Raw genomic sequence first — 23,712 nt, 5'->3', positions numbered from 1 at the left:
GCGCATCCTCGCGGTCGGCGCTCCGGGAAGGGGTCGGGCGGGCGAGAGACCGGGTCAGGCGGGCGAGAGGCCGGGTCCGCCGAGCTTCGGACGCAGGGTGCCCGGCGTCGAGGGGCCGGGGTCGGACTCGCGCTTGGCCTGACGCGACACCGCGAGCCCGACCGATCGTTCTTCGTGTGCGCGCGGCTCGCGACGCTCGACGTCAGCGAAGAACGCCTCGACGTCCTCGCGATCCATGGTCTCAATCTCGAGCAGGCGGGTGGCGAGCGCGTCGAGCTTCGTGCGGTTCACGGTCAGGATCTCGAGCGCCACGTCATGGGCCTCGTCGATCAGCTCGCGCACCTCGTGATCGATCTCGAACGCGACCGCGTCGGAGTAGTCGGGCGTCGAGCCCCAGTCGCGGCCGAGGAAGACCTCTCCCTGCTTCTGGCCGAGCGTGCGCGGCCCGATCGAGTCGCTCATGCCGTACTCGGTGACCATCTGGCGGGCGATCTTCGTCGCACGCTCGATGTCGTTTCCGGCGCCGGTGGTCACGTCGCCCGCAACGATCTCCTCGGCGACGCGCCCTCCCATCAGCATCGCGAGCTCGTCGCGGAGCTGCTCACGGGTCATGAGGAACCGGTCCTGCTCGGGCAGCGTGAGCGTGTACCCGAGGGCACGACCTCGAGGGATCACGGTGATCTTGTGCACCTCGTCGGTGTTGGGCAGCACGTGCGCGACCATCGCGTGCCCACCCTCGTGATAGGCGATCAGACGGCGCTCCTCCTCGTCCATGACGCGGCTCTTGCGCTCGGGGCCGGCCATCACACGGTCGACGGCTTCCTCGATCTCCTTCATCGAGATCGCCTTCATGTTTCGACGGGCCGCGAGCAGCGCCGCCTCGTTGATCGCGTTCGCGAGGTCGGCGCCGGTGAACCCGGGCGTGCGCCGAGCGAGCACGTCGAGATCGACGGTGCCGTCGAACGGCTTGCCTCGGGCATGGACCCGCAGGATCGCCTTGCGGCCCTCGAGGTCGGGGCGGTCGATCACGACCTGACGGTCGAATCGCCCCGGCCGCAGCAGCGCCGGGTCGAGGATGTCGGGACGGTTCGTGGCCGCCATCAGGATCACCGTCGTCCGCTGATCGAATCCGTCCATCTCGACCAGCAGTTGGTTCAGCGTCTGCTCGCGCTCGTCGTGCCCACCGCCGAGCCCGGCGCCGCGCTGACGCCCGACCGCGTCGATCTCGTCGATGAAGACGATGGCCGGGGCACTGGCCTTCGCCTGCTCGAACAGGTCCCGCACCCGCGCGGCCCCGACGCCCACGAACATCTCCACGAAGTCCGAACCCGAGATCGAGAAGAACGGCACGCCGGCCTCGCCGGCGACGGCGCGCGCCAGCAGCGTCTTGCCGGTGCCGGGCGGTCCGAAGAGCAGCACCCCCCTCGGGATCTTCGCGCCCATCGCTTGGAACTTCGCCGGGTTCTGCAGGTAGTCCTTGACTTCCTGCAGCTCTTCGATCGCTTCGTCGACGCCGGCCACGTCGCCGAACGTGGTCTTCGGCTGGTCCTTGGCGACGGTCTTGTGCTTGCTGCGACCGAACTGCATCACACGGCCGCCGCCCCCTTGTGACCGGTTCATCACGAACAGCAGGATGCCGCCGATCAGGAGCACGGGCAGGATCACGGTGATCAGCGTGCCGAGCAACGCGTTCGGCTTCTGCGGATCCACCTCGGTCCGGACGCCGGCTTCCTTCAACAACGCGGCGAGGTCGTCGGCGTACTCCGTCGGGTACGTCGTGCGGTATTCGCTGCCGTCGGTGAGTTCGCCGGTGATCGACTGATCGCCGTCATGGATCACCGCGTCGGCGACCCGGCCGCGCTCGACCTCGGTCTCGAACTCGGTGAGCCCGAGCTGCTCCCCGGCCGGCGCACGGCCCATGAAGGAGATGACGAGGAGGAAGACGAGCGTGCCCAACACGATCCAGAGCGTGGGCGTTCGGGCGATCTTCTTCAGCGGGGGCTCGGGTTGCTGGCTCAGCGTGCGCTCCTCGGTGGGGGAAGTCACGTCAGGGCCCCACGTCGGCGCGGGCGGGCCCGTTCGGCCGATGGTAGCACCGGCTTCCGACGAGGAGGACCCCGTTTCCCGCGGTCAGCGGATGCCCGTGTCGACCGTCAGCGCGATCTCGGTGAAGGCCCCCTCCTCGACCAGGACCGCCTCGGGCGCAGCGGTGGGTGGCCGTCCCGGATCGGTGACCGCGAGCACCTCGTAGGACCCGGGCTCGAGATCGACGCTGAAGCCGCCGCGCGCGTCGGTCTCGACCTCGCTCACTGTGTCGCCGTCGGGCGTCGCCACCCTGACGGTCCCGCTCCATGGACGATCCGGGCACGGCGACCCCTGAACGACGACGGGGCACTGCGGTCCGGCCGTGACGACGCCTCGGATCCCCGATCGCGCCACGGGATCGTCTCCGCTGGAGGCGCCCGCGCAGGCCACGAGCGCGAAGGCCACGAAGAGCGAAGCGATGAATCGCATGACCCTCCGACGCACCGACCGCGCGTGGAGGTTCCCCACCCCTTCACTCGCCGCCGTAGGCCTCCGGTCTCAGGGTCGCGACGTAGGGGAGGTTGCGGTAGCGCTCGGCGTAGTCGAGACCGTAGCCGACCACGAACTCGGCGGGGATCTCGAACCCCACGTAGCGGATGTCGAGCGGCACTTTCTGCAGGCCCGTCTTCCGCAGGAGCGCGGCCACCTCGAGGGACGAGGGCTTGCGCGCGGCCAGGTTCTTGAGGAGGTACTTCAGTGTGAGGCCGGAATCCACGATGTCCTCCACGAGCAGCACGTCGACGCCGTCGAGGTCGTGATCGAGATCCTTGAGGATGCGCACGACGCCACTGGTCTTCGTCGCGGCCCCGTACGAGGACACCGCCATGAAGTCGAACTCGAGCGGCAACCCGATATGGCGCGCGAGGTCGGCCATCACGACGAACGCGCCCTTGAGGACCCCGACGAGCAGGAGCGACTTTCCCGCGTAGTCCTTCGTGATCTGCTCGCCCATCGTCGCGAGGGCCGACTCGATCTCCTCGGTGGAGATCAGGACCTTCTCGATGTCGGGCTGGTAAGCGCTCACGGGAAACCGGAGTCTAGCGTCCGTCGTATCGTGCGTGAGGCTCACGCGTGCTCCCCCTCGGTGCTCGTCTCGGCCGTCTCGCCCGGGGACGTCACGCGAACATACACCCGGTCACGGCTGGCCGCTCGGCCCCCGGGCAGGTCGCGGCGCCGGCCCGGCCGGCCGGCGGCCAGATCGAGCACGGCGTCGACCGAATCCCTGGTCCACGGAGCGACCTCGTCGTCGACGGCGGCCAGGCGCCACAGCGCCATGCGCACGATGCGGGCGGCGAGAGAGCGCGGGAGCGCATCGAGGTCGGCCGCCCGGAACCGGACCTCCCCACCGTGGCGCTCGACGATCATCGCCTCGTGCTCCGCAGCCTGACGCAGCAGTTCGAGCCGATCCTCGTGGAGCACCGCGGCCGTCCGGGCGAGCGTCGCACGCACCTCGCGGCCGGTGATGCGCTCGAGCATCGGGATCGCCTCGTGGCGGATCGCGGCCCGCAGCAGCCGCCGGTCCTCGTTCATCGGGTCGCGCCGCGGCCGCAGGCCGAGCGAGCGGCAGAACGCCTCAACCTCCGCGCGGGTCACCTCGAGCAGTGGCTGCACGATCGACGAGCCCGGCCGGTCTCCCTCCCCCGGCCAGATGCCGGCGAGGCCGTCGAGCCCTGCGCCCCGGACGAGGTTCAGCAGCACCGTCTCGGCCTGGTCGTCGAGCGTGTGACCCTCGGCGACGACCGACGCGCCGATCTCGCGCCGGACGTCGTTCGCAGCCTTCGTACGCCGGGTGGTCGCCCACGCCTCCACCGACGAACCCTCGCTCGGCGCGTCCTGGGCCGCCCGCACGTGGAACGGAAGCCGGTGCCGCACGGCGAGCCGGCGAACGTACGCGGCGTCGACCGACGATCCGGGTCGCAACCGATGGTCGAAGTGGAAGACCTCGATGCGTACCCGGAGGAGCCGGCGAAGGCGCACCAGCGACTCCAGCAGGCAGACGGAGTCCGGACCGCCCGAGACGCACACGAGTACGGCCTCGTCGGGCTGCAGCAGACCGTGTTCGCGGACGGTCGCCGTCACGCGTTCGAGCACCCTCGCGACCGCCGGTGGGCGACGCGAGGCCATACCCCTACCCGATGACGCGTTCGACCCAGGCGGCGGGAGCGCCGATCTCGTCGAGCGACGGCAGGTACTCGGGGGCCAGCCAGATGCGGTTGAAGCCGTCCATGCCCGCCTCGGCGATCACTGCCCGCACGAATGTCTCCCCGCGGTCGTACTGCCGGATCTTCTGCTCGAAGCCGATCGCCCTCTGCACGCTGCGCTCGACGCCCGACCCCTTCCGCCTGGCCGCGAGCGCCCGACGCATGCGGTCGACGTCGGCGACATGGTCGCGCGAGACCTCGTTCATCACGTACGAGGCGTGCCCCTCCAGCAGCGACATCATGCCTTGCACCCTCGTGAACAGCTCGCGCTGCTCGGGCGTCAGCAGCATGAAGATGCCACCCATTCGGGCGTCGGCGCCGCCACGCGCCTCCTCCACCGCCCGGCGCATCTGCGCGAACAACTCCTTGCCGTCGAGCGAGACGCCCCCGAGGTAAGAATCGACGAGGCCGCGCAGATGGCCACGGAGCCACGGCGCCGCCCCGAATTGCACCCGGTGGGTCACCTCGTGGATCGCGACCCAGAGGCGGAAGTCACGGGCGGGCAGGCCGAATCGCTGCTCCACCTCCGCCACGTTGGGGCCGACGAAGTACAGCAGCCCCTCGTCGTCGGGCGGCAGGAAGACGTCGTACTGCCCGAGCACTCGGCGCGCGACGTAGCCGAACAGAGCACCGGCCTGCGCGCCCATCGCCTTGCGCCGGATCTCGGCGCGACCCGGCTTCACGGCGAGCACGCGCTCGGCGAGCGGCTCGAGCAGCCGTTGCATGCCGGTGAGGTTCGAGCGGATCCACTCGCTGCGGGCCATGACCCATGCCCTCGACCGGAAGCCGGCCACGACCATGCCGGTGTGGTCGGTGATCAGCGACTCCGCCATGGGAACCAGTTCACCGAAGTCCTCGCGCATGCGAGCGCGCTGCACGGCCGGCACGGAGATGCCGGGGCCGGCGATCCGGCGCCCGAGCGAGAGTGCGGTCTCCCAGTCGGCGAGTCGAGCCGCCGCCGACCCCATGGACCAGTCCACCTCGGTGGCTCGCACGGGGTGATCCTCCTTCGACTCGCCACCGCCTGAGGCGGCGGCGTGCCTGGGCTCAGGCCTCGCCGGTGGCCTTCTTGCGGGCGGCGATCATGCCGGCCCGGCGGGCCTTGCCCTCGGCGATGCGTCGGTCGGTGCCGGCATCGAGCAGTTCCTTCAAGGCGGCCTCGTAGGCCTCCTGGTCCATGGTGACCTCGGGCCGGTCCTCGGGCACCGCGGGCGCGGCGGGTGCGGGCGCAGGCGCCGCCGCGGGAGCCTCTGTCGGGGCCGGAGCTTCTGCCGCGGCCGGGGCTTCTGCCGCGGCCGGGGCTTCTGCCGCGGCCGGGGCTTCTGCCGCGGCCGGGGGGTCGGGAGCGGCTGCCGCATCAGCGGCGGCCGGGGGGGGAGCGGCTGCGGCATCAGCGGCGGCCGGGGCGGGGGCTGCCGCGGGCGCCGCGGCTGCTGCTGCCAGGGCCGGGGTCGCCGTCGGCACCGCCGGCGGCGCGACGACGACCGGCGCCGCCTGTGAGAGGTCGACGTTGCGGCGAGGAAGCTCCTGGCCGATCCGCACCCGGTCGGCGCGCACGACCCGCAGTCCCTCCTCGTCCTTGGAGAAGCGCGGCGCGTAGCGCATGTACTGGATCGTGAGGAAGATCACGAGGATCAGGCCGAGGAAACCGAGGGCGATCGCGAGCCAGTACACCCATCCGCCGTCGTTGCGCTCGGACACGACGACCGGGTCCACGATCACCTGGGCGCTCGCGGTGCCGGCCAACGCCATCAGCGCGACGACGGCCGTGGCGACGACCACGGACAGCTTCCGGGGCACGTTCATCGCGGCGGATACTAGCACTGGCGGCCGAGGCGCCGATGGCGGCGGGCGCAGAGAGCCGGAGATGGGATTTGAACCCATGACCTACCACTTACGAGGCGGTTGCTCTGCCTGACTGAGCTACTCCGGCGAGGGTCCGATGCCATGGTGGACGACCGTCCACGCATCCTGACACCTGTTCGGGCAGTCTAACGAGTCGCTCCTTCGACGTCCGAGCACTCGATGTCATGCCGAGCGTAGGAAGGCCAGCACGGCGAGGACGCGGCGATTCTCGTCCGTCGTCGGCAGGAGACCGAGCTTCGTGAAGATTCCGCGCACATGGGCCTCGACCGTCTTCTCACTCAGGAACAACCTGGTTCCGATCGCTCGGTTGGAACATCCCTCGGCCATGAGTGTGAGGACCTCACGCTCGCGATCCGTGAGACCGGCCAGCGGATCCGCCTCACGTCGACGGCCGATCAACTGCGCGATCACTTCGGGGTCGACCGCGGAACCGCCGTCGCCCACTCGTTGCACCGCGTCTCGGAACCCCTCGAGGTCCGAGATCCGATCCTTCAACAGGTAGCCGGTGCCGCCCGCGCCGTCCCCGAGGAGGTCCATCGCGTGCTCGGTCTCGATGTACTGCGACAGGACGAGGACACCGATCTCCGGATGCTCCGCCCGGATCGTCTCGGCGGCGACGAGCCCTTCGGTCGTATGGGTCGGCGGCATCCGGATATCCACCACGGCCACGTGTGGACGGCGGCTCGACGGTGCGTCCCGGACGATCGCGAGCAGCTCGTCGGCGTTGGCTGCCTGACCCACCAACTCGAACTCCGCCTCGGTGAGCAATCGCGCGAGTCCCTCGCGGAACAGCACGGCATCATCGGCGATCGCTACTCGCACGGGATCTCCGCCAGCACCGTGGTGCCGGCACCGGGTACGCTTCGCAGATCCATCCGCCCGCCGACCGCCGCGACGCGATCGGCGAGACCACGCAGACCGGTCCCTCCCTCGATGGAAGCGCCGCCCGAACCATCATCGCTCACCTCGATCTCGAGACGGTCGACACCGCCTCTCACGGTGACGGACGCGTGGGAGGCGCCGGCGTGTTTCGCCACGTTGGCGAGCGCCTCCGACACCAGGAAGTAGGTGGTCGCCTCGACCGGGTCGGCGAAGCGGCCATCGGGGACGCACCGGAGCTCGACCGGAACCGGCGACCGCTCGGCCAGCGAGCGCAGCGCCGCGCCGAGGCCGTTCTGCGTGAGGATCGCCGGGTGGATCCCTCGGGCGAGCTCGCGGAGCTCGGCGAGCGACCGCGCCAGTTCCCCCTCGGCGGTCTCGAGCGACGACGAGAGCTCGGCGTCCCCGCTCGCGGCCGCTCTCGAGCGAGCGAGGCGCAGGTCCATGGAGAGGGTGACCAGCCGCTGTTGCGCTCCGTCGTGCAGATCGCGCTCGAGTCGCCGCCGCACCTCGTCGTGCGAGGTAACCAATCGTTCGCGTGACACCTGCAGCTCCTCGACGAGCGAGGCGTTGCGGACGACGAGCCCGGCTTGAGACGCCAGACCCTCGAGCAGACGCTCGGTCGCTGGGGTCATCGGCTCCTGGGGCGGCATCTTCACTGTGATCGCACCCAGCAGGGTCCCTTGGTAGCGCACCGGGAACGCCGGATGTTCGAGGGAAGGCGGTTCGTCATCGACGAGGCGCATCGCGGGAGGCGGAGGGCCGGCGACCGCGGCGGGCCAGCACGATGCGGAACGGAGCTCGGCGCCGGTCCGGAGCCAGACCCGGACCTCGTCGGCCCCGATCCCGTCAGCCACGAGACGGGCCATCTGCGGAAGGGCATCGTCGTACGACGCCGCGCCGAGTCGCTCGGAGAACGTCGAGACGAGCTCGAACGGGGAAGCCCGATCTCCGTAGATGATCCGGTCGGCGAATCGCTGGGCTCCCTGCCTGGCGGGATGGACGATGATGGCGGCCGCGACCGTCGCGGCGACCGCCAGCAGGACGTTCGAACGCTCGCTGCGACCGACGAGGGTCCCGGCCCCGGCCACCACGACCGCGTACATCGACGTGATGAGGGCCGCGAGGGCGCCGTACACGATCGAGCGGTTCGCCACGACCTCGATGCCGTGGACGTGATGCTTCAGCAGCGCGATGCCCGCCGAGAGCGGAAGGCCGGTGGTCAGCGCCAGGACGAACACGACTCCCAGCGGGTCACCGATCCGATGGAGGCCGAGCGCGCCAAAGGCGATCGCGCCGAACAGCAGCGCCGCGGCCAGCACCCCGACGGCGACGAGCCACCGAAGCTGCTGCCGTTCCAGCCCGACGCCCCGCCGCCATCGAACGACGAGCGACGCCACGCAGAGCACCGCAGCCGCGACGAACGCGAACGTGAGCGCGGCTCTCAGCGCCTCCAGCGCCGGCGCGATGCTGGCCACGACGATGGGATTCTCGACCTCGACGTCGCCCGAGGGCGCCAGCACGGTGACGAGCGTTCCCACAACCGCTATGGCGATGACGACGATCGCGACCGGCCGCCAGCGCGGCGACGGAGGACGCCCCGTTGGGAACACGAGGAGGTAGAGCGGGATCCCCGCGAGGGTCACGAAGAAGAGCACCGCGTTCGCCCAATCCGCCCACGACGCGAGCGTCACGAAGCCCTCTCGCAGCGCATACGTCGCCAGCGCGTCCGAGAACACGGCGGCCGCGAGCCCGGCGCCGACCAGGAGCAGGAGCCACCCACAGGCGTTCTCTGGAAGGCGCCACGCGATCAACCCGCCGATCACCACGTAGCAGCCGATCCCCACCAGGCCGAGCGCGTTGGAGACGGGATCGCCGCCGAAGACGCCGTCCTGGGTGAACAGGACGGCGGACGCGATGACCAGCAGCATCGCGAGCGTCGGTATCGCGAGCGCGATCGCCCTGATCGGCCTGTTCACTGAGCCCCTTCCCATGCGGCCTCGGTCGACGGCATCGTTCGCGGGCGTCGCTCATCCTGCCACCTCCCGTGTCCGGAGTCATCGGGGTTACCCCCCGTCGACGGCGCGGGTTGTCATCGATGCGGCCGCCTCGTGCGCCCGCCTACCGTCGTCGTCGTCCAGCGACCTGAAGGAGGGGCCCATGCGACCCGCGCGACCGAAACGCGACCGGACCCGGATGCGGAGTCTCGATCCCGGTGCGCGAGGGAAGCGACACCCGATATGGAGGTCATCTGCAGCGATCATCGCGGCCGCGGTGGCCCTCTCGCTGGGCGCCGGAGATCTCGCTGCAGCGGGCGCGGGGACCGATGACAGGCTCTTCTACCTCTCGCTCGGGGACTCTCTCGCGACGGGGTACCAGCCAGGAAGGGGCTCCACGCGACAGGGGTACGTCGACGCGCTGTGGCGAACGATCCGAGAGCAGACCCCAGCGCTCTCCCTCCGAAAGCTCGGGTGCCCCGGGGAGACGAGCCTGTCGATGATCAACGGGAAGGACTCTCTGTGCGACTACTCGGCCGGGTCTCAACTCGAGGCGGCCGTGAGGTTCCTCGGACGGCATCCAGACCAGGTCTCGTTCATCACGATCGATGTGGGAGCGAACGACGTCGTCGACGCTTGTCTCGACTTCGACACCGGCGTGCTCCATCGCGCCTGCGTCGTCGACCTGCTGCCCCGGTTGAGCGCGCGGATCGCCGAGATCCTCGGTGCGCTGCGGGCCGCGGCCGGGCCTGGCGTTCCCATCGTGGGCATGAACTACCACGTGCCGTTCCTGGGGTTCTGGGGACTCGTCCCCGGGGGACGTCATCTGGCGCGGGTCGACGCGCGAGCCTTCCAGGTGTTGAACGATGGCCTCGAGACGACCTATGGCGACGCGGGGGTGACCGTCGCGGACGTGGCACGGACGTACCGAACCGACAACTTCACTGACACGGTCGTCGTCCGCGATCGAGGTCGGCTCCCGATCAACGTCGCGCTGGCCTGCCGGTGGACGTGGTTCTGCTCCGTAGGGCACTTCGGCGATCCTCATCCGAACCGGATCGGTTATGCGAGGATCGCGCACACCTTCTACCGAGAGCTGCGGTCGCTGCTGCCCTGAGATCCAACCTGGAGATCTCCGTCCCTGACTCTCCCGTTCCATGTGGGTGCTGCCACCCTCCGACGGCATTCGGTTTCCCGCGGCGGATACGACAGACAACCGCCTGGTCGCCGGGGCCGCGAACCGCCATGATGCGCGCATGAACGCTGAGGCCCAGCCCGAGATCTCCGGTCCGATCGAGCGCGTGATGGTCGGCACCGACCGTTCGCAGACGGCCGAGCGCGCAGTGCGGTGGGCGGCGACGTTCGCCGAGGCGTTCGGCGCCGAGCTGCACATCGTGCAGGTGATCGTGCCGTCGAGTGCGGCCGACACCGAGTACGGCGCCGCCGAGGCCACACGCGCACGGTCCGCGGCCGACGACCTGCAGACGTACGCGCGCACGGTCGCCGGCGACCGCGGACACGGCCACGTGGTGATCCACGACGATCCGGCCATGGCGATCGTCGAGGCCACCGAGGAACGGTCGATCGACGTCCTCGTCGTCGGCAACGCCGGCATGGCCGGTCGCAAGGAGTTCCTGCTCGGGAACGTGCCCAATCGCATCAGCCACAACGCGCGTTGCACGGTGATCATCGTCAACACCGCGGGCGACGGCCAGGTGACGCCGACCGTGCCCCGGCCCACGTCGGCCCGGGTGCGCATCAGCGCGGCCGAGGAGGTCGAGATCACCCCCCGTTTGACCGCGAGGGGCGGCCATATCGCCGCGGTCTTCGCCAAGCACGGCCTGAAGGAGCTCTTCGGGCGCCCGGACGAGGAGGGAGCGGTCGGGCGACGCCGACAGGGCAAGCGGCTACGGGCCGCGCTCGAGGAACTCGGGCCGACGTTCGCGAAGCTCGGCCAGATCCTTTCGACCCGCCCCGACCTGCTCCCGCCGGAGTACATCGAGGAGCTCGCGACCCTGCAGGACAACGTGCCGCCGCTCAGCGAGGAGCAGGTCGTGCAGGTGATGGAGCAGGAGCTGGGCGTGCCGTGGGAGGACGTGTTCGACCACATCGATCCGTCGCCGCTGGCCGCCGGCACGATCGCGCAGGTCCATCGAGCCACGCTCGCCACCGGCGACCCGGTGGTGGCGAAGATCCAGCGCCCCGACGCCCGCGAGCAGATCGAGCAGGACCTGGCGCTGCTCGAGGTGTTCGCCGAGAAGATCGCCGATCGGCCGGGCCTGCGACAGGTGATCGACATGCAGGCCGTCTTCGAACACCTGTCGACCTCGCTGCACCGCGAGCTCGACTTCCGCGAGGAGGCCGGGAACATGGCCCGGATGCGGGAGAGCATCGCGCCTTACTCCCGTCTGCGCGTGCCCCAGGTGCACGGTGACCTCTCCACGTCGAGGCTGCTCGTCATGCAGGACGTGCAGGGCGGTCCGATCTCGCTGGCGCCGGAAGGCCCCGCCCGCAAGGAAGCTGCGCGACAGCTGCTCGAGAGCTTTTACAAGCAGATCATGGTCGACGGGTTCTTCCACGCCGATCCGCATCCGGGCAACCTGATGTGGCGCCCGGCCGACGACACGCTCTACCTGCTCGACCTCGGCATGGTGGGCGAGGTCGGCCCAGAGATGCGGGAGCAGATGATGTTGCTGCTGATGGCGTTCTGGCAGGAAGACGTGCCCTTCCTGACCGACGTCTCGCTGATGCTCGCCGGCGCGATGGACCGCACCGACCTCGACGTCGACGCGTTCGGCGTCGAGATCGGAGAGATGGTGGCGAAGTACCGCACGGCGTCGCTCAGCGACATCCAGCTCGGGCCGATCCTGCAGGAGATGACGGAGATCTCGTTGCGCCACGAGGTGCCACTGCCGGCTTCGCTCGCGCTGACCGGCAAGGCACTCGCCCAGATGCAGCTCGCGACGGCCGAGCTCGACCCCGATCTCGACCCGTTCGACGTGGCCGGGTCGTTCCTGATGCGGGCGTTGGTGCGCGACATGACCACGAAGGCCGATCCGAAGGCGCTCTTCTATCAGGCGCAGCGGTTCAAGGTGCGCTTCCACCGCGTCGTCGAGGCGGTCGAGCGACTGATCGGCGCACGACCGGGTCAGAAGCTCGAGGTGAACTTCCGAGCCGCGTCGCTCGAGATCACGATCCGTCGGGCCGGACGGCGACTGGCGCTCGCGCTCACCGCCGGTGCGGCGATCCTCGGCACGGCGCTCACCGCGGTGAGCGACCGCGTGCCCGCGTGGCTGCCGGTGACGTTCGGTGCCGGCGCCCTGTTGCTGACCCTGGGCCTCGTGATCGACCTCGTGCGGCGACGCCGCTAGTCCGAGCTGGACTAGAGATCGAGGTCGACGTCGACCTCCCCGCCCTTGGAGATCATCGTCGTGACCTCTTCGGGCTCGGAGGCGCCCTTCTTGCGCACCGAGCGCATCACGACCTTCTCGAGCACGAACGCCATGACCGCGAAGGCGAGCCCGATCAGCCATCGCTCGAACCGGCGGAAGCCCCGCGGCCGAGCGGTTGTCCGAGCGGTCATGAGGTAGCCCTCTCCTCGACGACGCGCGTCTGCGCGTCGACCGGCAGGCGGCCCCGCACCGTCGTGCCCGATCCGGGACGGCTCGTGACCTCGAGTTCGCCGTCGAGCGCGCCGAGGCGGTCAGCGATACCTTGCAGACCCGTACCGTAGCCGGTCGCGCCGGGGTCGAACCCACGACCGTCGTCGGCGACGGCGAACTCGAGGGATCCGTTCGCGCGGCTCAGGGTCACCGTCGCCCGCGACGCGTCCGCGTACTTCGCCGTGTTCTGCAGAGCCTCCAGCGCCGAGAAGTACACGGCCGCCTCGACCTCCTGTGGGAAGCGGTCGACGTCGTCTGCCGCGACCTCGACCGGCACGGGGCACTTCCGGGCCTGCGCGATGAGCGCGGCTTCCAGGCCCTTGTCCGCCAGCAGCGGCGGGTAGATGCCCCGGGCGAGGTCGCGGAGATCCTCGAGCGCCTCCTGGGTCTCGGACTCGACCTGGGTCAGCATCTCGGCTGCCTTCGCCGGATCTCGCTCGGTCAGGCCGCGAGCGAGACGGGTCTTCACGGCGAGCGCCACGAGCTGCTGCTGGGCGCCGTCGTGGATGTTGCGCTCGAGCCGGCGACGTTCCCGGTCCTGCGCCGCCACGATCCGCTTCTGCGCCGCGCGGAGGTCCTCGAAGCGCGCCCGGAGCTCCTCAGTGAGTCGCACGTTGCGGAGCACGAGCCCGGCCTGCGCCGCGAGGTCCGAGATCAGCTTGTCGTCGGCGGGCGAGATCGGGTCGCTCGGCGGCTTGCGAACGGCGAGCGCGCCGAGGAGCTCACCGGCGTGCTCGACCCGGTAGACGCGGTCGGCACCCTGCAGAGCAGGGACGTCCCGGCTGTCGAGCGGCGCGACGCCGAGCCTCGGAGCGTCAGCGGGCCACACCGCCACGTCGCGAAGATCGTCGTCGACCTTCAGCCAGACGTCGGCACGCTCGGCCCCGACCCCCTCCCCGAGCACGCGCGCCATGCGGGGAAGGAGGTCGTCGTCACGGTAGGCCTCGCCGACCCGTTCCGCGAAGTCGGCGAGCACCTCGTACGGCGTGGCCCTGCGTCCGTAGACGAGGCGGTCGGCGAACTTCGTCAACCGCGCCCGCACCGGCTGGAACGTGACCGCCACGATGACGGCGGCGAGCATCGTCAGGATGGAGCTGTCGCGCCCCAGCCACGCCCCCACGCCCACCACGACCGTGAGGTAGACGAGCGTCGCGAACACGGCCAGCGCCGCGTAGACGACCGCCCGCTTCACGACCACGTCGAGGTCGTAGAGGTGGAACTTCAGGACCGCGATGCCGATCGAGATCGGGAACGCGAGGAACCCGGCGCCGCCGACGACCGCGGACAGCGTCGCGTCATCCACGGAGTCGGAGACGAGGATCGCGACGAAGGCTGCGAGCAGCCCGAACGCGACCCACTTGATCTGTTGGCGTTCAACGCCGCCGGCCCGGCGGAACCGGATGAACACGGACGCGACGGAGACCGCCCACGTCCCGAAGTAGAGGACCGCGAAGACGGCGTCGGGGATCGCGAGCCGTTCGAGGGCTTCGATGTGCAGCGGGTTGTCGAGCACGATCGTGTCGCTCGACGTGCTCACGGTGGGGGAACCGAGGGTCAGCGCGATGAACAGAACGAACAACATCCCGAGGATCCACCAGAGGAACGGCTTCCATCGTGGCGACGGAAGGTGACCATCGGGGAACAGCAGGGGCAGGAGGAAGAGGACCGGGAGGATGCCGAACAACCATCCGAATCCCGACAACAGGCCCATGAGCCGGGTCATGAGGGTAGAGTCCCCACGCTCGTAGAGCCACGTGGCGAGCTCGCCGGACATGAACGACATCGCCGTCGTGAAGCATCCCCAGAGCAGGAGGACACCGACCGCGTTCCTCCGGTCACGGCTGACGATCATCGCGCCGACCGCCCCGAACATCGAGAACGCGATGATGTACGGGACCTGCGCACCCAGGGGTTCGTCGTTGGCGGCAACGAGCACGGTCCCGACGACCGCGATCGCGATGAACCCCGCGAGGACGAACCAGGGCCAGCTCGCTCGGCGATCGTCGGACGTGATCATGACGCCGGCACCGGGACGCTGCCGCTGAGGGTCGCGCCGGCCCCCGGCTCGCTCGTGACCTCGACGCGACCCTCGAGCGCTCCGAGACGGTCGACGATGCCCTGCAGTCCCGTGCCGTATCCCGTCTCGGAGGGATCGAACCCGCGCCCGTCGTCGCGGACGCGGAACCGCAGCTCCCCGTTCGATCGCTCGAACGAGACGGTCGCCGAGGTCGCCTGGGCGTACTTCGCGACGTTCTGCAGGCCCTCGAGCACCGAGAAGTACACGGCTGCCTCGATGTCCTGGGGAAGGCGGTCGACGCCGTCGGCCTCGACCGTCACGGGGATCGGCGACTTCCTCGCCTGGGCTTCGAGTGCGGCGGCGAGCCCCTTGTCGGCCAGCAGCGGCGGGTAGATGCCCCGAGCGAGGTCGCGCAGGTCCTCGAGGGCCACTCCGGTGTCGACCTGGAGCGCGGCGACCATCTCCTTGGCCTCGGCGGGGTCGCGATCGATCAGCTGTTCGGCGAGGCGCTGGCGCACCTGCAACGCGACGAGCTGCTGCTGGGCGCCGTCGTGGATGTTGCGCTCGAGCTTGCGACGTTCCTCGTCCTGCGCGGTGACGAGGCGCTTCTGTGCAGCTTGCAGGTCGGCCAGGCGGGCACGGAGCTGCTGGGTCAGTCGCTCGTTCCGCAGCACGAGCCCGGCCTGGGCCGCCAGGTCTTGCACGAGCTGTTCGCGCGTCTGGTCGATCGGGTCGCTGGCCGGCATCGACACGGCGAGGGCACCGAGCACCTGCCCCTGGTGCCGGACCTCAACCACGAGGTCATCGGTGGCCTCGTGAGCGTCGGGCGGCCAGGTCGCGACCGTTCGGAGCCCCTCGTCCACGATCATGCGCACCTCGGAACGCTCGGCGCCCACGCCCTCGAAGAGCACACGCGCCAATCGGGGAAGCACGTCGTCGGAGGAGTAGGTGCCGGCGAGCTGTTCGCCGAACGTCGCGACCACCTCGTACGGGGTCGCCCGCCTGCCGTAGACGATGCGGTCGGCGAACCTGCGCGCCCGCGCCCGCACCGGTTGAAAGACGAGGGCGACGATCCCGGCGGCGAACGCGGAGAGCAGCGGGGATCCGCTCGACCCGACGAGCGCACCGACACCGGCGACGACACCGACGTAGACGAGGGCGATGAAGGCCACGACGATCGCGATCACGACGGTCTTGCGGATCACGACGTCGATGTCGTAGAGGCGATACCGCAGGATGGCGACCCCGGTCGCGACGGGGATCAGCATGAAGCTCATCGCGCTCAGGTTCTGGATCCACGAGTTCCACGCGTCGTCGTTGCCGAGCCCGGGGATGAACGATAGGGCGAAGAGCAGGGCCATGACTGACGCCGCGTACGCGAGCCAGCGGATCTGATGCCGCACGACGTCGTCGGTCGTCCGACGCATACGCACGACGAGACTGACGAAGCCACCGACCACGAGCACAGGAGCCGAGAGCAGCAGGGCCCCGAAGACGACATCGACCGCCTTGATCGCTTCGATACCGATCGGGTTCTCGATCTCGGGATAGCCGGAGTCGGCGAAGTCACCCGGGTAGAACCAGATCGCCACGAAGACGATCGCCATGGCGATGCCGCACATCCATGCGAACCATCGCCAGCGCGGCGATGGCAGGTGCCCGTCGGGGAAGAGCAGGAGCAGGAACCCGGAGATCGCGATGAAGGGCACCCACCCCGGGCCGCCGAGCGCGAGGCCCAGGGGGCCGTACGGCAGGTCGTGCTCGATGGCGTAGGCGCCGTAGCCCTGCACGGGGCCCAGGATCGCGACGCCGACGCCCATCGCCACCATCAGCCAGGCGAGGCGATTGTCCGGGCGACGGCTGAGGACGAAGAAGCCGACCGCGGGGAACGACAGCAGGAGTGCGGAAAACACCGCCTCGTCGGGACGCCCGGCAGCGATCTCCAGCGCGATCGTGGCGGCCGACCCGACGACGACGATGGCGAGGGCCACGTTGGCGAGCCGTCGGAGCTGCCGCTCGCTCAGGGTCATCGAAACGCCCCCGACACCCGGAACACCTCCACCGGCTCCTCACGGCCCTTCACGTGCCGGATGCCGATCGGCTCGCACGCGATGCCGTCCGAGGCCGCGACCGTGGTGGCCGTCGCGACGATCTCGCCACCGGCCGCCTCGTTCTGCAGCCGCGATGCGATGTTCACGGCGTCGCCCACGACCGTGTACTCGAGACGCCCGCCGCCACCCACCGTGCCCGCGATCACCCTGCCCGTGTTCACCCCGATCCCGACGCCCATCTCGGGCAGGTCGACGACATCCCAGCCGGCCTCGTTCAGCTCGGATTGTCGCTGCTGCATCGCGATCGCACACCGCAGCGCGCGTTCGGCGTGGTCGGGCAACGGCTCGGGAGCGCCGAAGACGGCCATCACGGCGTCACCCTGGAACTTGTCGATCGTGCCGCCGTGTGCGGCCACGACCTCGGCCATCGCCTCGAGGTGTCGGCCCACGACGGCGGCGACGTCTCGGGCCCCGAGCCGTTCCGCGATCGTCGAGAAGCCCCGGATGTCGCTGAACAGCACGGTCACCTCGACCTCCTGGGGCTCGATCGCGGTCTCTGGATGGGAGGCGAGTCGCTCGGCGAGCTGCTGAGGCACGAAGCTCGCGAGCGTGTTGCGCGAGACGGTCTGCTCGACGACCGCGGAGTGCAACCGCCTGAATTCGTCGACCAAGCCGGCCGAGCCCTCGCCTGCCGCCATGCCGCGGAACAGTTCGGTCACCTGACGGTCGACGGCCTCCTGGGTCGTGCCGAGGGCGGCGGCGATCTCCTCGTACCCGAGGCCCTTCGCCATCATGTCGAGCAGCTGGCGGTCGCGTTCGGCAGCCTCGCCACGCCCGGACAGGCGCTCGGCGATCGTCGGATCCACGGTACTCCCGCCCGCATGCACCTCACGGATCGCGCGCGCGAGCTCGTCGCCCTGGGCGATGCGGTCCTTCAACAGGTACGCGAGCCCACTGTGGCCGCCGCCAAGCAGGGCGATCGCGTACTCCTCGTCGTCGTGGGCGCTCAGCACGACGACGCCCGTGTCGGGGTGCAGCTCCCGGATCGAATGGGCGCAGTCGATGCCCTCGAGCTGGAAGCTCGGCGGCATCTTGATGTCGGTCACGACGACGTCGGGCACGTGCTCGGCGGCGGCCTCCAGGAGCGAGGGGGCATCTTCGGCGACGCCCACCACCTCGATGTCCTCGTAGGAGTCGAGCAGGGCGCGCACACCCTCGCGGACCAGCACGTTGTCTTCGCCGAGCACGACCGTGATGCTCACGCCGTCCGCCTTCCCGTCGAGGGGTGCCCGTGTACCATCCGCGCATGCTGCGCGTGGTCTTCGCGGAGGACAACTACCTGGTTCGCGAGGGGACCATCGCCCTGCTCTCCGGCGTCGACGACATCGACGTCGTCGGCACGGCCGAAGCCTACGACGAGCTCATCGCCGCGGTCGAGGCCCAACGGCCCGACGCGGTGCTCACCGACATCCGCATGCCTCCCACCGGCACCGACGAGGGCATCCGGGCGGCGAAGGCGATCAGGGCCGAGCACCCGGACGTCGGGGTGGTGGTGCTCTCGCAGTTCGCCGACGAGGAGTACGCGTACGACCTGCTGAAGGACGGGGCGGCAGGCCTGGGCTACCTGTTGAAGGAACGCGTGGCCGACGTCGAGGAAGTCGTCCGCGCGCTCAACGAGGTCGCGCGCGGCGGCAGCGTGCTCGACCCGAAGGTCGTCGAGTCGCTGGTGGCCGCGAAGGATCGCATGGCGCACTCCCCGCTCTCGTCGCTCACGGGCCGGGAGCGCGAGGTGCTGAGCCACATGGCGCAAGGCGAGAACAACGCGGCGATCGCGAAGTCGCTGTTCCTCACCGAGCGGGCGGTCGAGAAGCACATCAACTCGCTGTTCCACAAGCTCGATCTCACCGAGGAGCCCGACGTACACCGACGGGTGATGGCCGTGCTGGCCTTCCTTCGGGAGACGGAACAGGCGTAGGCTCGCACCGCCCGCAGCCGTGGCCCGTGCTCGACCACCGGGCCTCGATCGATGGAGGTTGCGATGACTGGACGTGAGACGGTCGAGGCCCTCGTGGCCACCCTCAATGCCCGCAACGTGGCCGGCATGGACGACCTCTTCCACGAGGACGCCGTGATGGAGTGGCCGCAGTCGGGCGAGCGCATCGTGGGCGGCGACAACCGGCGAGGCGTGTACAACGCGTTCCCGGCGCTGCCGACCATCACCCCGCGCCGCATCGTCGGCGAGGGCGACCTGTGGGTCGCCGAGTCCACCCTCGACTACGGGGGCGGGGCCGTGTACCAGGCCGTCTTCATCTTCGAGATGCGCGACGGCAAGATCGCCAAGGAGACCGCGTACTGGGCCGAGCCGTTCCCGGCACCGGACTGGCGCGCAGCCTGGGTCGAGCACATGGACGCCTGAGCCGGGGCGAGACCACGGCTCACGGTGCCTCACTGGGCCCTCCGCGTGTCCACGATGAAGACGCTGCACGGCGAGTGGCGCAGCACGAGGTTCGGCACGCTGTCCTTCACGCGCCACCACGACCCTCTCGTGCCGCGGTTGCCGAGCACGATCGTGTCGGCGCCGATCTCGGCAGCGACCTCGCAGATGCGCTCGGCCGGTTCGCCACGTTCGATGCGAGTGCTCATCGTGACCTCCGGGAACCGTCGGGTGATGTCCGAGAGGTAGCGACCGGGGTCGGGCGCTCGGTCGGGGTCGACGGCGGCCTTGACGTCCCCATCAGATCGCACGAGCAGCACGAGCAGCTGGGCGCTCCGGTCGCGGGCGAGCCGTGCAGCACCCTCGACGGCCAGGTCGGCGGCAGCACTGGAGTCGGTACCAACGAGGATCGTCATCGTGAGCCTCCTCTTCTCGGTGAACCAACGGTAGGCCGGTCCACGTGCCACGACGATGACGCGAGCATGCGGTTCCCTCCGTGATGGCTGCACCACCGCTCCCGGGGTGTTCCCGGCCGCGAGAAGGTGTGGTCTCGCCCATGGAACGCAGCAGCGGACGGTGTCACCATCCGATCATGGATGCGCCACCACAGGTCCACCGGCTCCCTCAGCGGCTCGCCTGGCCGGCCACCCGGGGCAGGCATCGCCCTGATCGAGTGGGGACGGTCGTCATGACGACGTCAGAGCAGAGCGACGCAAGGATCGAGCCCGCCCCGCGCAACGGCTCGCTCGAGTTCGCCGTGCGCGATGTGACGGTGGGGAGCGCCCCGGAGGCGGGCACGACCGTCACGGGCACGACCGTCACGGGCACGACCGTCAGCGGTTCGATACGCATCGGAGCCGCACCGTGACTCCGGAACGCGCTCGGACTGCGGTCCGCACGCTCGGCGTGGCCGCCGTCACGCTGCTCGTGGTCGCGATCGTCCTCACGACGATGGATCCAACGACCGATGCCGGAGAGCTTCCGTCGATCGTGATCATGGCGATCGGCATCACGGCGTTCGCCGTGATCGGACTCGTGATCGCTGCGAAGGCGCCCACGAATCCGATCGGGTGGCTCTACGCGACGATCGGCCTCAGCGTGATCGTGCTGATCGCCGCGAACGAGTACTCGATCGTCGGGCTCGACCGAGGGCAGCTCCCCGGTCCGGGGCTCGCGCAGTTCCTCTCCACGATCGCGATGCTCCCGGCGGTCGCTTCGCTCCTGTTCGCGCTGCTGCTCTTCCCCACCGGGCGGCTCCCCTCGCCACGATGGCGGGTCGTCGGTTGGGCGATCGCTTCGGGCACGGCGATCGCGTTCGTCGCGAGCGGGCTCCATCCGAGCACCTTCATGGTGGGAACCGACCTGTACGTGGCCAACCCCTTCGCCGTCCCGGCGATCGCCTCGTGGACGTGGCTCGGGCTCGCTGCCACGATCACGATACTGTCCGCCGCAGCCGGCGCCGTCGGCGCCGTCGTCGTCCGGTTCCGACGGGCACAGGGCGACGAGCGCCAACAGCTGCGCTGGTTCGTGTACGGCATCAGCGTCGTCATCACCTCCCTCCTGCTGTTGCTCGTCGCCGGCGACACGCCCGTGGGCGACGCCGCCTGGTTCACCTTCGTGACCTCGCTCCTGTTCGCCATGCCCGTCGCCACCGCGATCGCGGTGCTGCGCTACCGCCTCTACGACCTCGATCTCGTGATCAAGAAGACGGTGATCTTCGCGCTCACGGTGGTGCTCGTGATGGCGGTCGGCCTCGGTGTCCTCCTCACCATCAGCAGCCCGCTGACCGACATCGCCCCCGACGAGACGCAGGCGGTCGGGATCACGGGCGTCGTGATCGGGGCGCTGATCTGGCCGCTCTGGAGGCTCGCACGCAGGATCGGCGACCGCATCGTGTACGGGGGTCGAGCCACGCCCTACGAGGCGTTGACCGAGTTCTCCGAGCGATTGTCCGAGGCCTACGCGACCGACGACGTGCTGCCACGGATGGCTGCCGTGCTCGGCGAGAGCACCCGAGCGGCGGAGGCGCGTGTGTGGCTGCTCGTCGGAGGGGAGTTCCGGCCGGAAGCCGCCTGGCCGGCGTCGGTGCTCGACGCGATGCCGATCCGCCGACCCGCGGACGATCTGCTCCCCGTATTCGCCGGTGCCGACGTCGCGGTCGAGGTGCGCCACCGGGGTGAGCTGCTCGGTGCGCTCACGGCGACGTCGCACGCGAACGATCCCATCGACACCGGGCGCACGGAGCTGATGCGCGACCTCGCGGCGCAAGCGGGCATCGTGCTGCGGAACGTTCGCCTGATCGAGGAGTTGCGGGCCTCTCGCCAACGCCTCGTCGCGGCCCAAGACGAGGAACGGCGACGCCTCGAGCGGAACATCCACGACGGAGCGCAGCAGCAACTCGTTGCGCTCGGCGTGAAGCTGCGCCTGGCAGATTCGTTGCTGGAGCGCGATGCAGCGAAGGCTCACGAGATGCTCGCGCAACTGCAGACGGAGACGCAGACCGCGATCGACGACCTGCGCGATCTCGCCCGAGGCATCTATCCGCCGTTGCTCGCCGACCGTGGGCTCGAGGCAGCCCTCGCCGCCCAGGCCCAGAAGTCACCGACGCCCGTCGCTGTGGAGGCCGACCGCGTCGGCCGATACGACCAGGACATCGAGGCGGCCGTCTACTTCTCCTGCCTCGAGGCCTTGCAGAACATCGCGAAGTACGCGGCGGCATCGTCCGCCTCGATCCGGCTCGCCCAGCGCAACGGATCGCTCGAGTTCACCGTGACCGACGACGGAGCGGGCTTCGACCCCGGTACCGTGACGCTCGGGTCGGGCTTGCTGGGGATGACCGACCGCATCGACTCGATCGGCGGGGAGCTCACGATCGAGAGCGCCCCGGGGGACGGCACGACCGTCCGCGGATCCGTTCCAGTAGTCTGAGCTGGACTAGCTGGCGATCGCGGCGGACCACGCATCCTCGAGCCGATCCGGCCCGAAGACCGCCTTCGGGATGTACGCCGCGGCGCCGCACTCGGCGGCACGAGGCGCGTACTCCGCTTCCTCGTAGGTCGAGAGCAGGAGCACGACCACCGCGCCCTCGCCGCCCGCGAGGATCTGGCGTGTGGCATCGAGGCCGTTGATGCCGGGCAGGTTCACGTCCATGAGCACCAGGTCGGGCGTGAGGTCGACCGCCATCGTGACCGAGTCCTCGCCGGTCTCGGCTTCGCCCACGACCTCGAAACCGTCGGTGGCGTCGACGACCATGCGCGCCGCCATGCGGAACGGCTCCTGGTCGTCGACGATGAGGACTCGGACGGTCATGATCATGTGCCTCCATGTAGAAGCGTCCCACGGCTCGGGTGCCGTGCCAGTGATGCCAGCACCACTTTCCGTGAGCCTGCTGGTGGCCGGAACATGTCGCCGACCGAGCCCGTCGCTCATCAGACCGTCGGCATCGGCGGTCCGATGAGCGACGCGCCTTTCGACCGATTGCCACGACGGCATGAACCGTGCTTGACTCCGCCGCACCCCGACCAGAGGAGTCAGTATGTCCGTCCGTCCCAGTCGTCCTGCGTTGTTCGCCGTCGCCGCCGCGCTGCTCGCCGGGACGACGCTGGCTGGCACCGTCACGCCGGTCGTCGCGGCCCCCCCGCGGCCGGACCCGGTGATCACGGCGGTCGGCGACGTCGCCTGCCAGTCGTTCAGCCAGAGCGACGGCGAGGGTGCCTGCCGATCCGACGAGGTCGCGGCCCTGATCACCGACCTCGCGCCCGACCGCTTCCTCGCCCTCGGAGACCTCCAGTACAACAACGGCACCCTCGATGAGTTCCTGCGCGTGTGGGATCGGCAGTTCGGCTCCCTCAAGCCGATCACGATGCCGACGCCCGGCAACCACGAGTACGGCACCGAGGGGGCGCAGGGGTACTTCGACTATTTCGGGGCCGTGGCGAACGGACCACTCGGCTACTACTCGTTCGACCTCGGCGAATGGCACATCGTGTCGTTGAACTCCGACATCTGCCGCGACGATCCCGGCTGTGGTCCGGGCACCCCGCAGTACGAGTGGCTCGCCGCCGATCTGGCCGCCCACGACGACGCGATGTGCACGCTCGCGTTCCAGCACCACCCGACGTTCGACTGGCGGCAGTGGGAGAAGTTCGTGGATCCGGACGGCACCAACCCGAACGCCGGCTCGGAGAACGAGATGTACTTCGACATGTGGCGGCTGATGGACGGACACGGCGTCGACGTGCTCCTCAACGGCCACAACCACATCTACCATCGCTGGGCCCCGCAGACGGCGGACGGGACGCGCGACGTGAACGGCATCCGCCAGTTCACGGTCGGCACCGGTGGCCGCTCGCTCTATCCGCTTGGCAAGAAGCCCCGGCCGGCGAACCTGCTGGCCGTGCAGAACAAGGCGTTCGGGGTGCTTCAGATGACGCTGCATGAGGAGAGCTACAGCTACGCGTGGGTCGGTCTGCCCACAGACCCTGCCTTCCGCGACAGCGGGTCGTTCGCGTGCAGGTGAA

At 69.8% G+C, this 23,712-nt stretch carries 21 protein-coding genes and 1 tRNA gene; 7 read left to right on the top strand and 15 right to left on the bottom strand.

Features of this window, described 5'->3' with window-relative positions:
- Positions 1-54: 54 nt before the first annotated feature.
- The 9 genes from ftsH to VFI59_14245 form a co-directional block, all read right to left on the bottom strand.
- Positions 55-2,046, bottom strand: coding sequence for an ATP-dependent zinc metalloprotease FtsH (gene ftsH / locus VFI59_14285; protein HET6714865.1), 1,992 nt, complete (start codon positions 2,044-2,046; stop codon positions 55-57).
- Positions 2,047-2,130: 84 nt separating this feature from the next.
- A complete protein-coding gene (locus tag VFI59_14280; protein HET6714864.1) occupies positions 2,131-2,514 on the bottom strand; it encodes a hypothetical protein in 384 nt (127 codons plus the stop codon).
- Between the two features lie 43 nt (positions 2,515-2,557).
- Positions 2,558-3,109 (bottom strand): hypoxanthine phosphoribosyltransferase, encoded by a 552-nt coding sequence (gene hpt / locus VFI59_14275; GenBank protein HET6714863.1) that lies wholly within the window; start codon positions 3,107-3,109, stop codon positions 2,558-2,560.
- Between the two features lie 41 nt (positions 3,110-3,150).
- The gene (gene tilS, locus VFI59_14270) at positions 3,151-4,164 is read right to left on the bottom strand and encodes a tRNA lysidine(34) synthetase TilS (protein HET6714862.1); all 1,014 of its coding nucleotides are present in this window, start codon (positions 4,162-4,164) and stop codon (positions 3,151-3,153) included.
- A 49-nt stretch (positions 4,165-4,213) separates the two neighbouring features.
- Complete coding sequence (locus VFI59_14265) at positions 4,214-5,281, bottom strand: zinc-dependent metalloprotease (GenBank protein HET6714861.1); 1,068 nt, start codon at positions 5,279-5,281, stop codon at positions 4,214-4,216.
- 52 nt (positions 5,282-5,333) lie between these two features.
- Complete coding sequence (locus VFI59_14260; GenBank protein HET6714860.1) at positions 5,334-6,092, bottom strand: hypothetical protein; 759 nt, start codon at positions 6,090-6,092, stop codon at positions 5,334-5,336.
- A 53-nt stretch (positions 6,093-6,145) separates the two neighbouring features.
- Positions 6,146-6,219: transfer RNA gene (locus tag VFI59_14255), tRNA-Thr, on the bottom strand.
- Between the two features lie 95 nt (positions 6,220-6,314).
- Positions 6,315-6,974 (bottom strand): response regulator transcription factor, encoded by a 660-nt coding sequence (locus VFI59_14250; protein HET6714859.1) that lies wholly within the window; start codon positions 6,972-6,974, stop codon positions 6,315-6,317.
- Positions 6,965-9,010 (bottom strand): histidine kinase, encoded by a 2,046-nt coding sequence (locus VFI59_14245; GenBank protein ID HET6714858.1) that lies wholly within the window; start codon positions 9,008-9,010, stop codon positions 6,965-6,967. The genes VFI59_14250 and VFI59_14245 overlap by 10 nt, the downstream gene beginning before the upstream one ends.
- Positions 9,011-9,305: 295 nt before the next feature.
- Between VFI59_14245 and VFI59_14240 the strand changes: the two genes are divergently transcribed.
- Both VFI59_14240 and VFI59_14235 read left to right on the top strand, forming a co-directional pair.
- Positions 9,306-10,145, top strand: coding sequence for an SGNH/GDSL hydrolase family protein (locus tag VFI59_14240; GenBank protein ID HET6714857.1), 840 nt, complete (start codon positions 9,306-9,308; stop codon positions 10,143-10,145).
- Between the two features lie 139 nt (positions 10,146-10,284).
- A complete protein-coding gene (locus VFI59_14235) occupies positions 10,285-12,399 on the top strand; it encodes an AarF/UbiB family protein (protein ID HET6714856.1) in 2,115 nt (704 codons plus the stop codon).
- An 11-nt stretch (positions 12,400-12,410) separates the two neighbouring features.
- Here the strand turns inward: VFI59_14235 and VFI59_14230 are convergent, their stop codons facing one another.
- The 4 genes from VFI59_14230 to VFI59_14215 are packed head-to-tail and all read right to left on the bottom strand — an operon-like array spanning position 12,411 to position 18,020.
- A complete protein-coding gene (locus VFI59_14230; GenBank protein ID HET6714855.1) occupies positions 12,411-12,611 on the bottom strand; it encodes a hypothetical protein in 201 nt (66 codons plus the stop codon).
- Entirely contained in the window at positions 12,608-14,707 is a 2,100-nt protein-coding gene (locus VFI59_14225) for a sensor histidine kinase (GenBank protein HET6714854.1), read from the bottom strand. Before VFI59_14225 ends, VFI59_14230 begins: the two co-directional genes overlap by 4 nt.
- Positions 14,704-16,737 (bottom strand): histidine kinase, encoded by a 2,034-nt coding sequence (locus VFI59_14220; GenBank protein HET6714853.1) that lies wholly within the window; start codon positions 16,735-16,737, stop codon positions 14,704-14,706. Before VFI59_14220 ends, VFI59_14225 begins: the two co-directional genes overlap by 4 nt.
- Entirely contained in the window at positions 16,734-18,020 is a 1,287-nt protein-coding gene (locus VFI59_14215; GenBank protein HET6714852.1) for an adenylate/guanylate cyclase domain-containing protein, read from the bottom strand. The genes VFI59_14220 and VFI59_14215 overlap by 4 nt, the downstream gene beginning before the upstream one ends.
- Before the next feature lie 44 nt (positions 18,021-18,064).
- Here VFI59_14215 and VFI59_14210 point away from each other — a divergent pair, with 44 nt between their 5' ends.
- On the top strand, positions 18,065-18,733 hold the full coding sequence (locus VFI59_14210; protein HET6714851.1) for a response regulator transcription factor: 669 nt from the start codon (positions 18,065-18,067) through the stop codon (positions 18,731-18,733).
- A gap of 63 nt (positions 18,734-18,796) precedes the next feature.
- A complete protein-coding gene (locus tag VFI59_14205; GenBank protein HET6714850.1) occupies positions 18,797-19,174 on the top strand; it encodes a nuclear transport factor 2 family protein in 378 nt (125 codons plus the stop codon).
- 29 nt (positions 19,175-19,203) lie between these two features.
- Here VFI59_14205 and VFI59_14200 read toward each other — a convergent pair whose 3' ends face one another.
- Positions 19,204-19,608, bottom strand: coding sequence for a universal stress protein (locus VFI59_14200; protein HET6714849.1), 405 nt, complete (start codon positions 19,606-19,608; stop codon positions 19,204-19,206).
- A 272-nt stretch (positions 19,609-19,880) separates the two neighbouring features.
- Here VFI59_14200 and VFI59_14195 point away from each other — a divergent pair, with 272 nt between their 5' ends.
- Together VFI59_14195 and VFI59_14190 are read left to right on the top strand one after the other, a co-directional pair.
- Positions 19,881-20,060, top strand: a complete 180-nt coding sequence (locus VFI59_14195; GenBank protein HET6714848.1) for a hypothetical protein — start codon at positions 19,881-19,883, stop codon at positions 20,058-20,060.
- Complete coding sequence (locus VFI59_14190) at positions 20,057-22,120, top strand: histidine kinase (protein ID HET6714847.1); 2,064 nt, start codon at positions 20,057-20,059, stop codon at positions 22,118-22,120. Before VFI59_14195 ends, VFI59_14190 begins: the two co-directional genes overlap by 4 nt.
- Positions 22,121-22,126: 6 nt before the next feature.
- Here VFI59_14190 and VFI59_14185 read toward each other — a convergent pair whose 3' ends face one another.
- Complete coding sequence (locus tag VFI59_14185; GenBank protein HET6714846.1) at positions 22,127-22,501, bottom strand: response regulator transcription factor; 375 nt, start codon at positions 22,499-22,501, stop codon at positions 22,127-22,129.
- Positions 22,502-22,727: 226 nt separating this feature from the next.
- Between VFI59_14185 and VFI59_14180 the strand changes: the two genes are divergently transcribed.
- Entirely contained in the window at positions 22,728-23,711 is a 984-nt protein-coding gene (locus VFI59_14180) for a metallophosphoesterase (protein ID HET6714845.1), read from the top strand.
- The last annotated feature ends 1 nt before the right edge of the window (position 23,712 follow it).

The organism is Actinomycetota bacterium (assembly GCA_035697485.1).
Classification (GTDB): Bacteria; Actinomycetota; UBA4738; order UBA4738; family HRBIN12; genus JAOUEA01.
The sequence above is the reverse complement of the archived record's forward strand: the minus strand, read 5'-3'. Positions and strand labels throughout refer to the sequence as shown.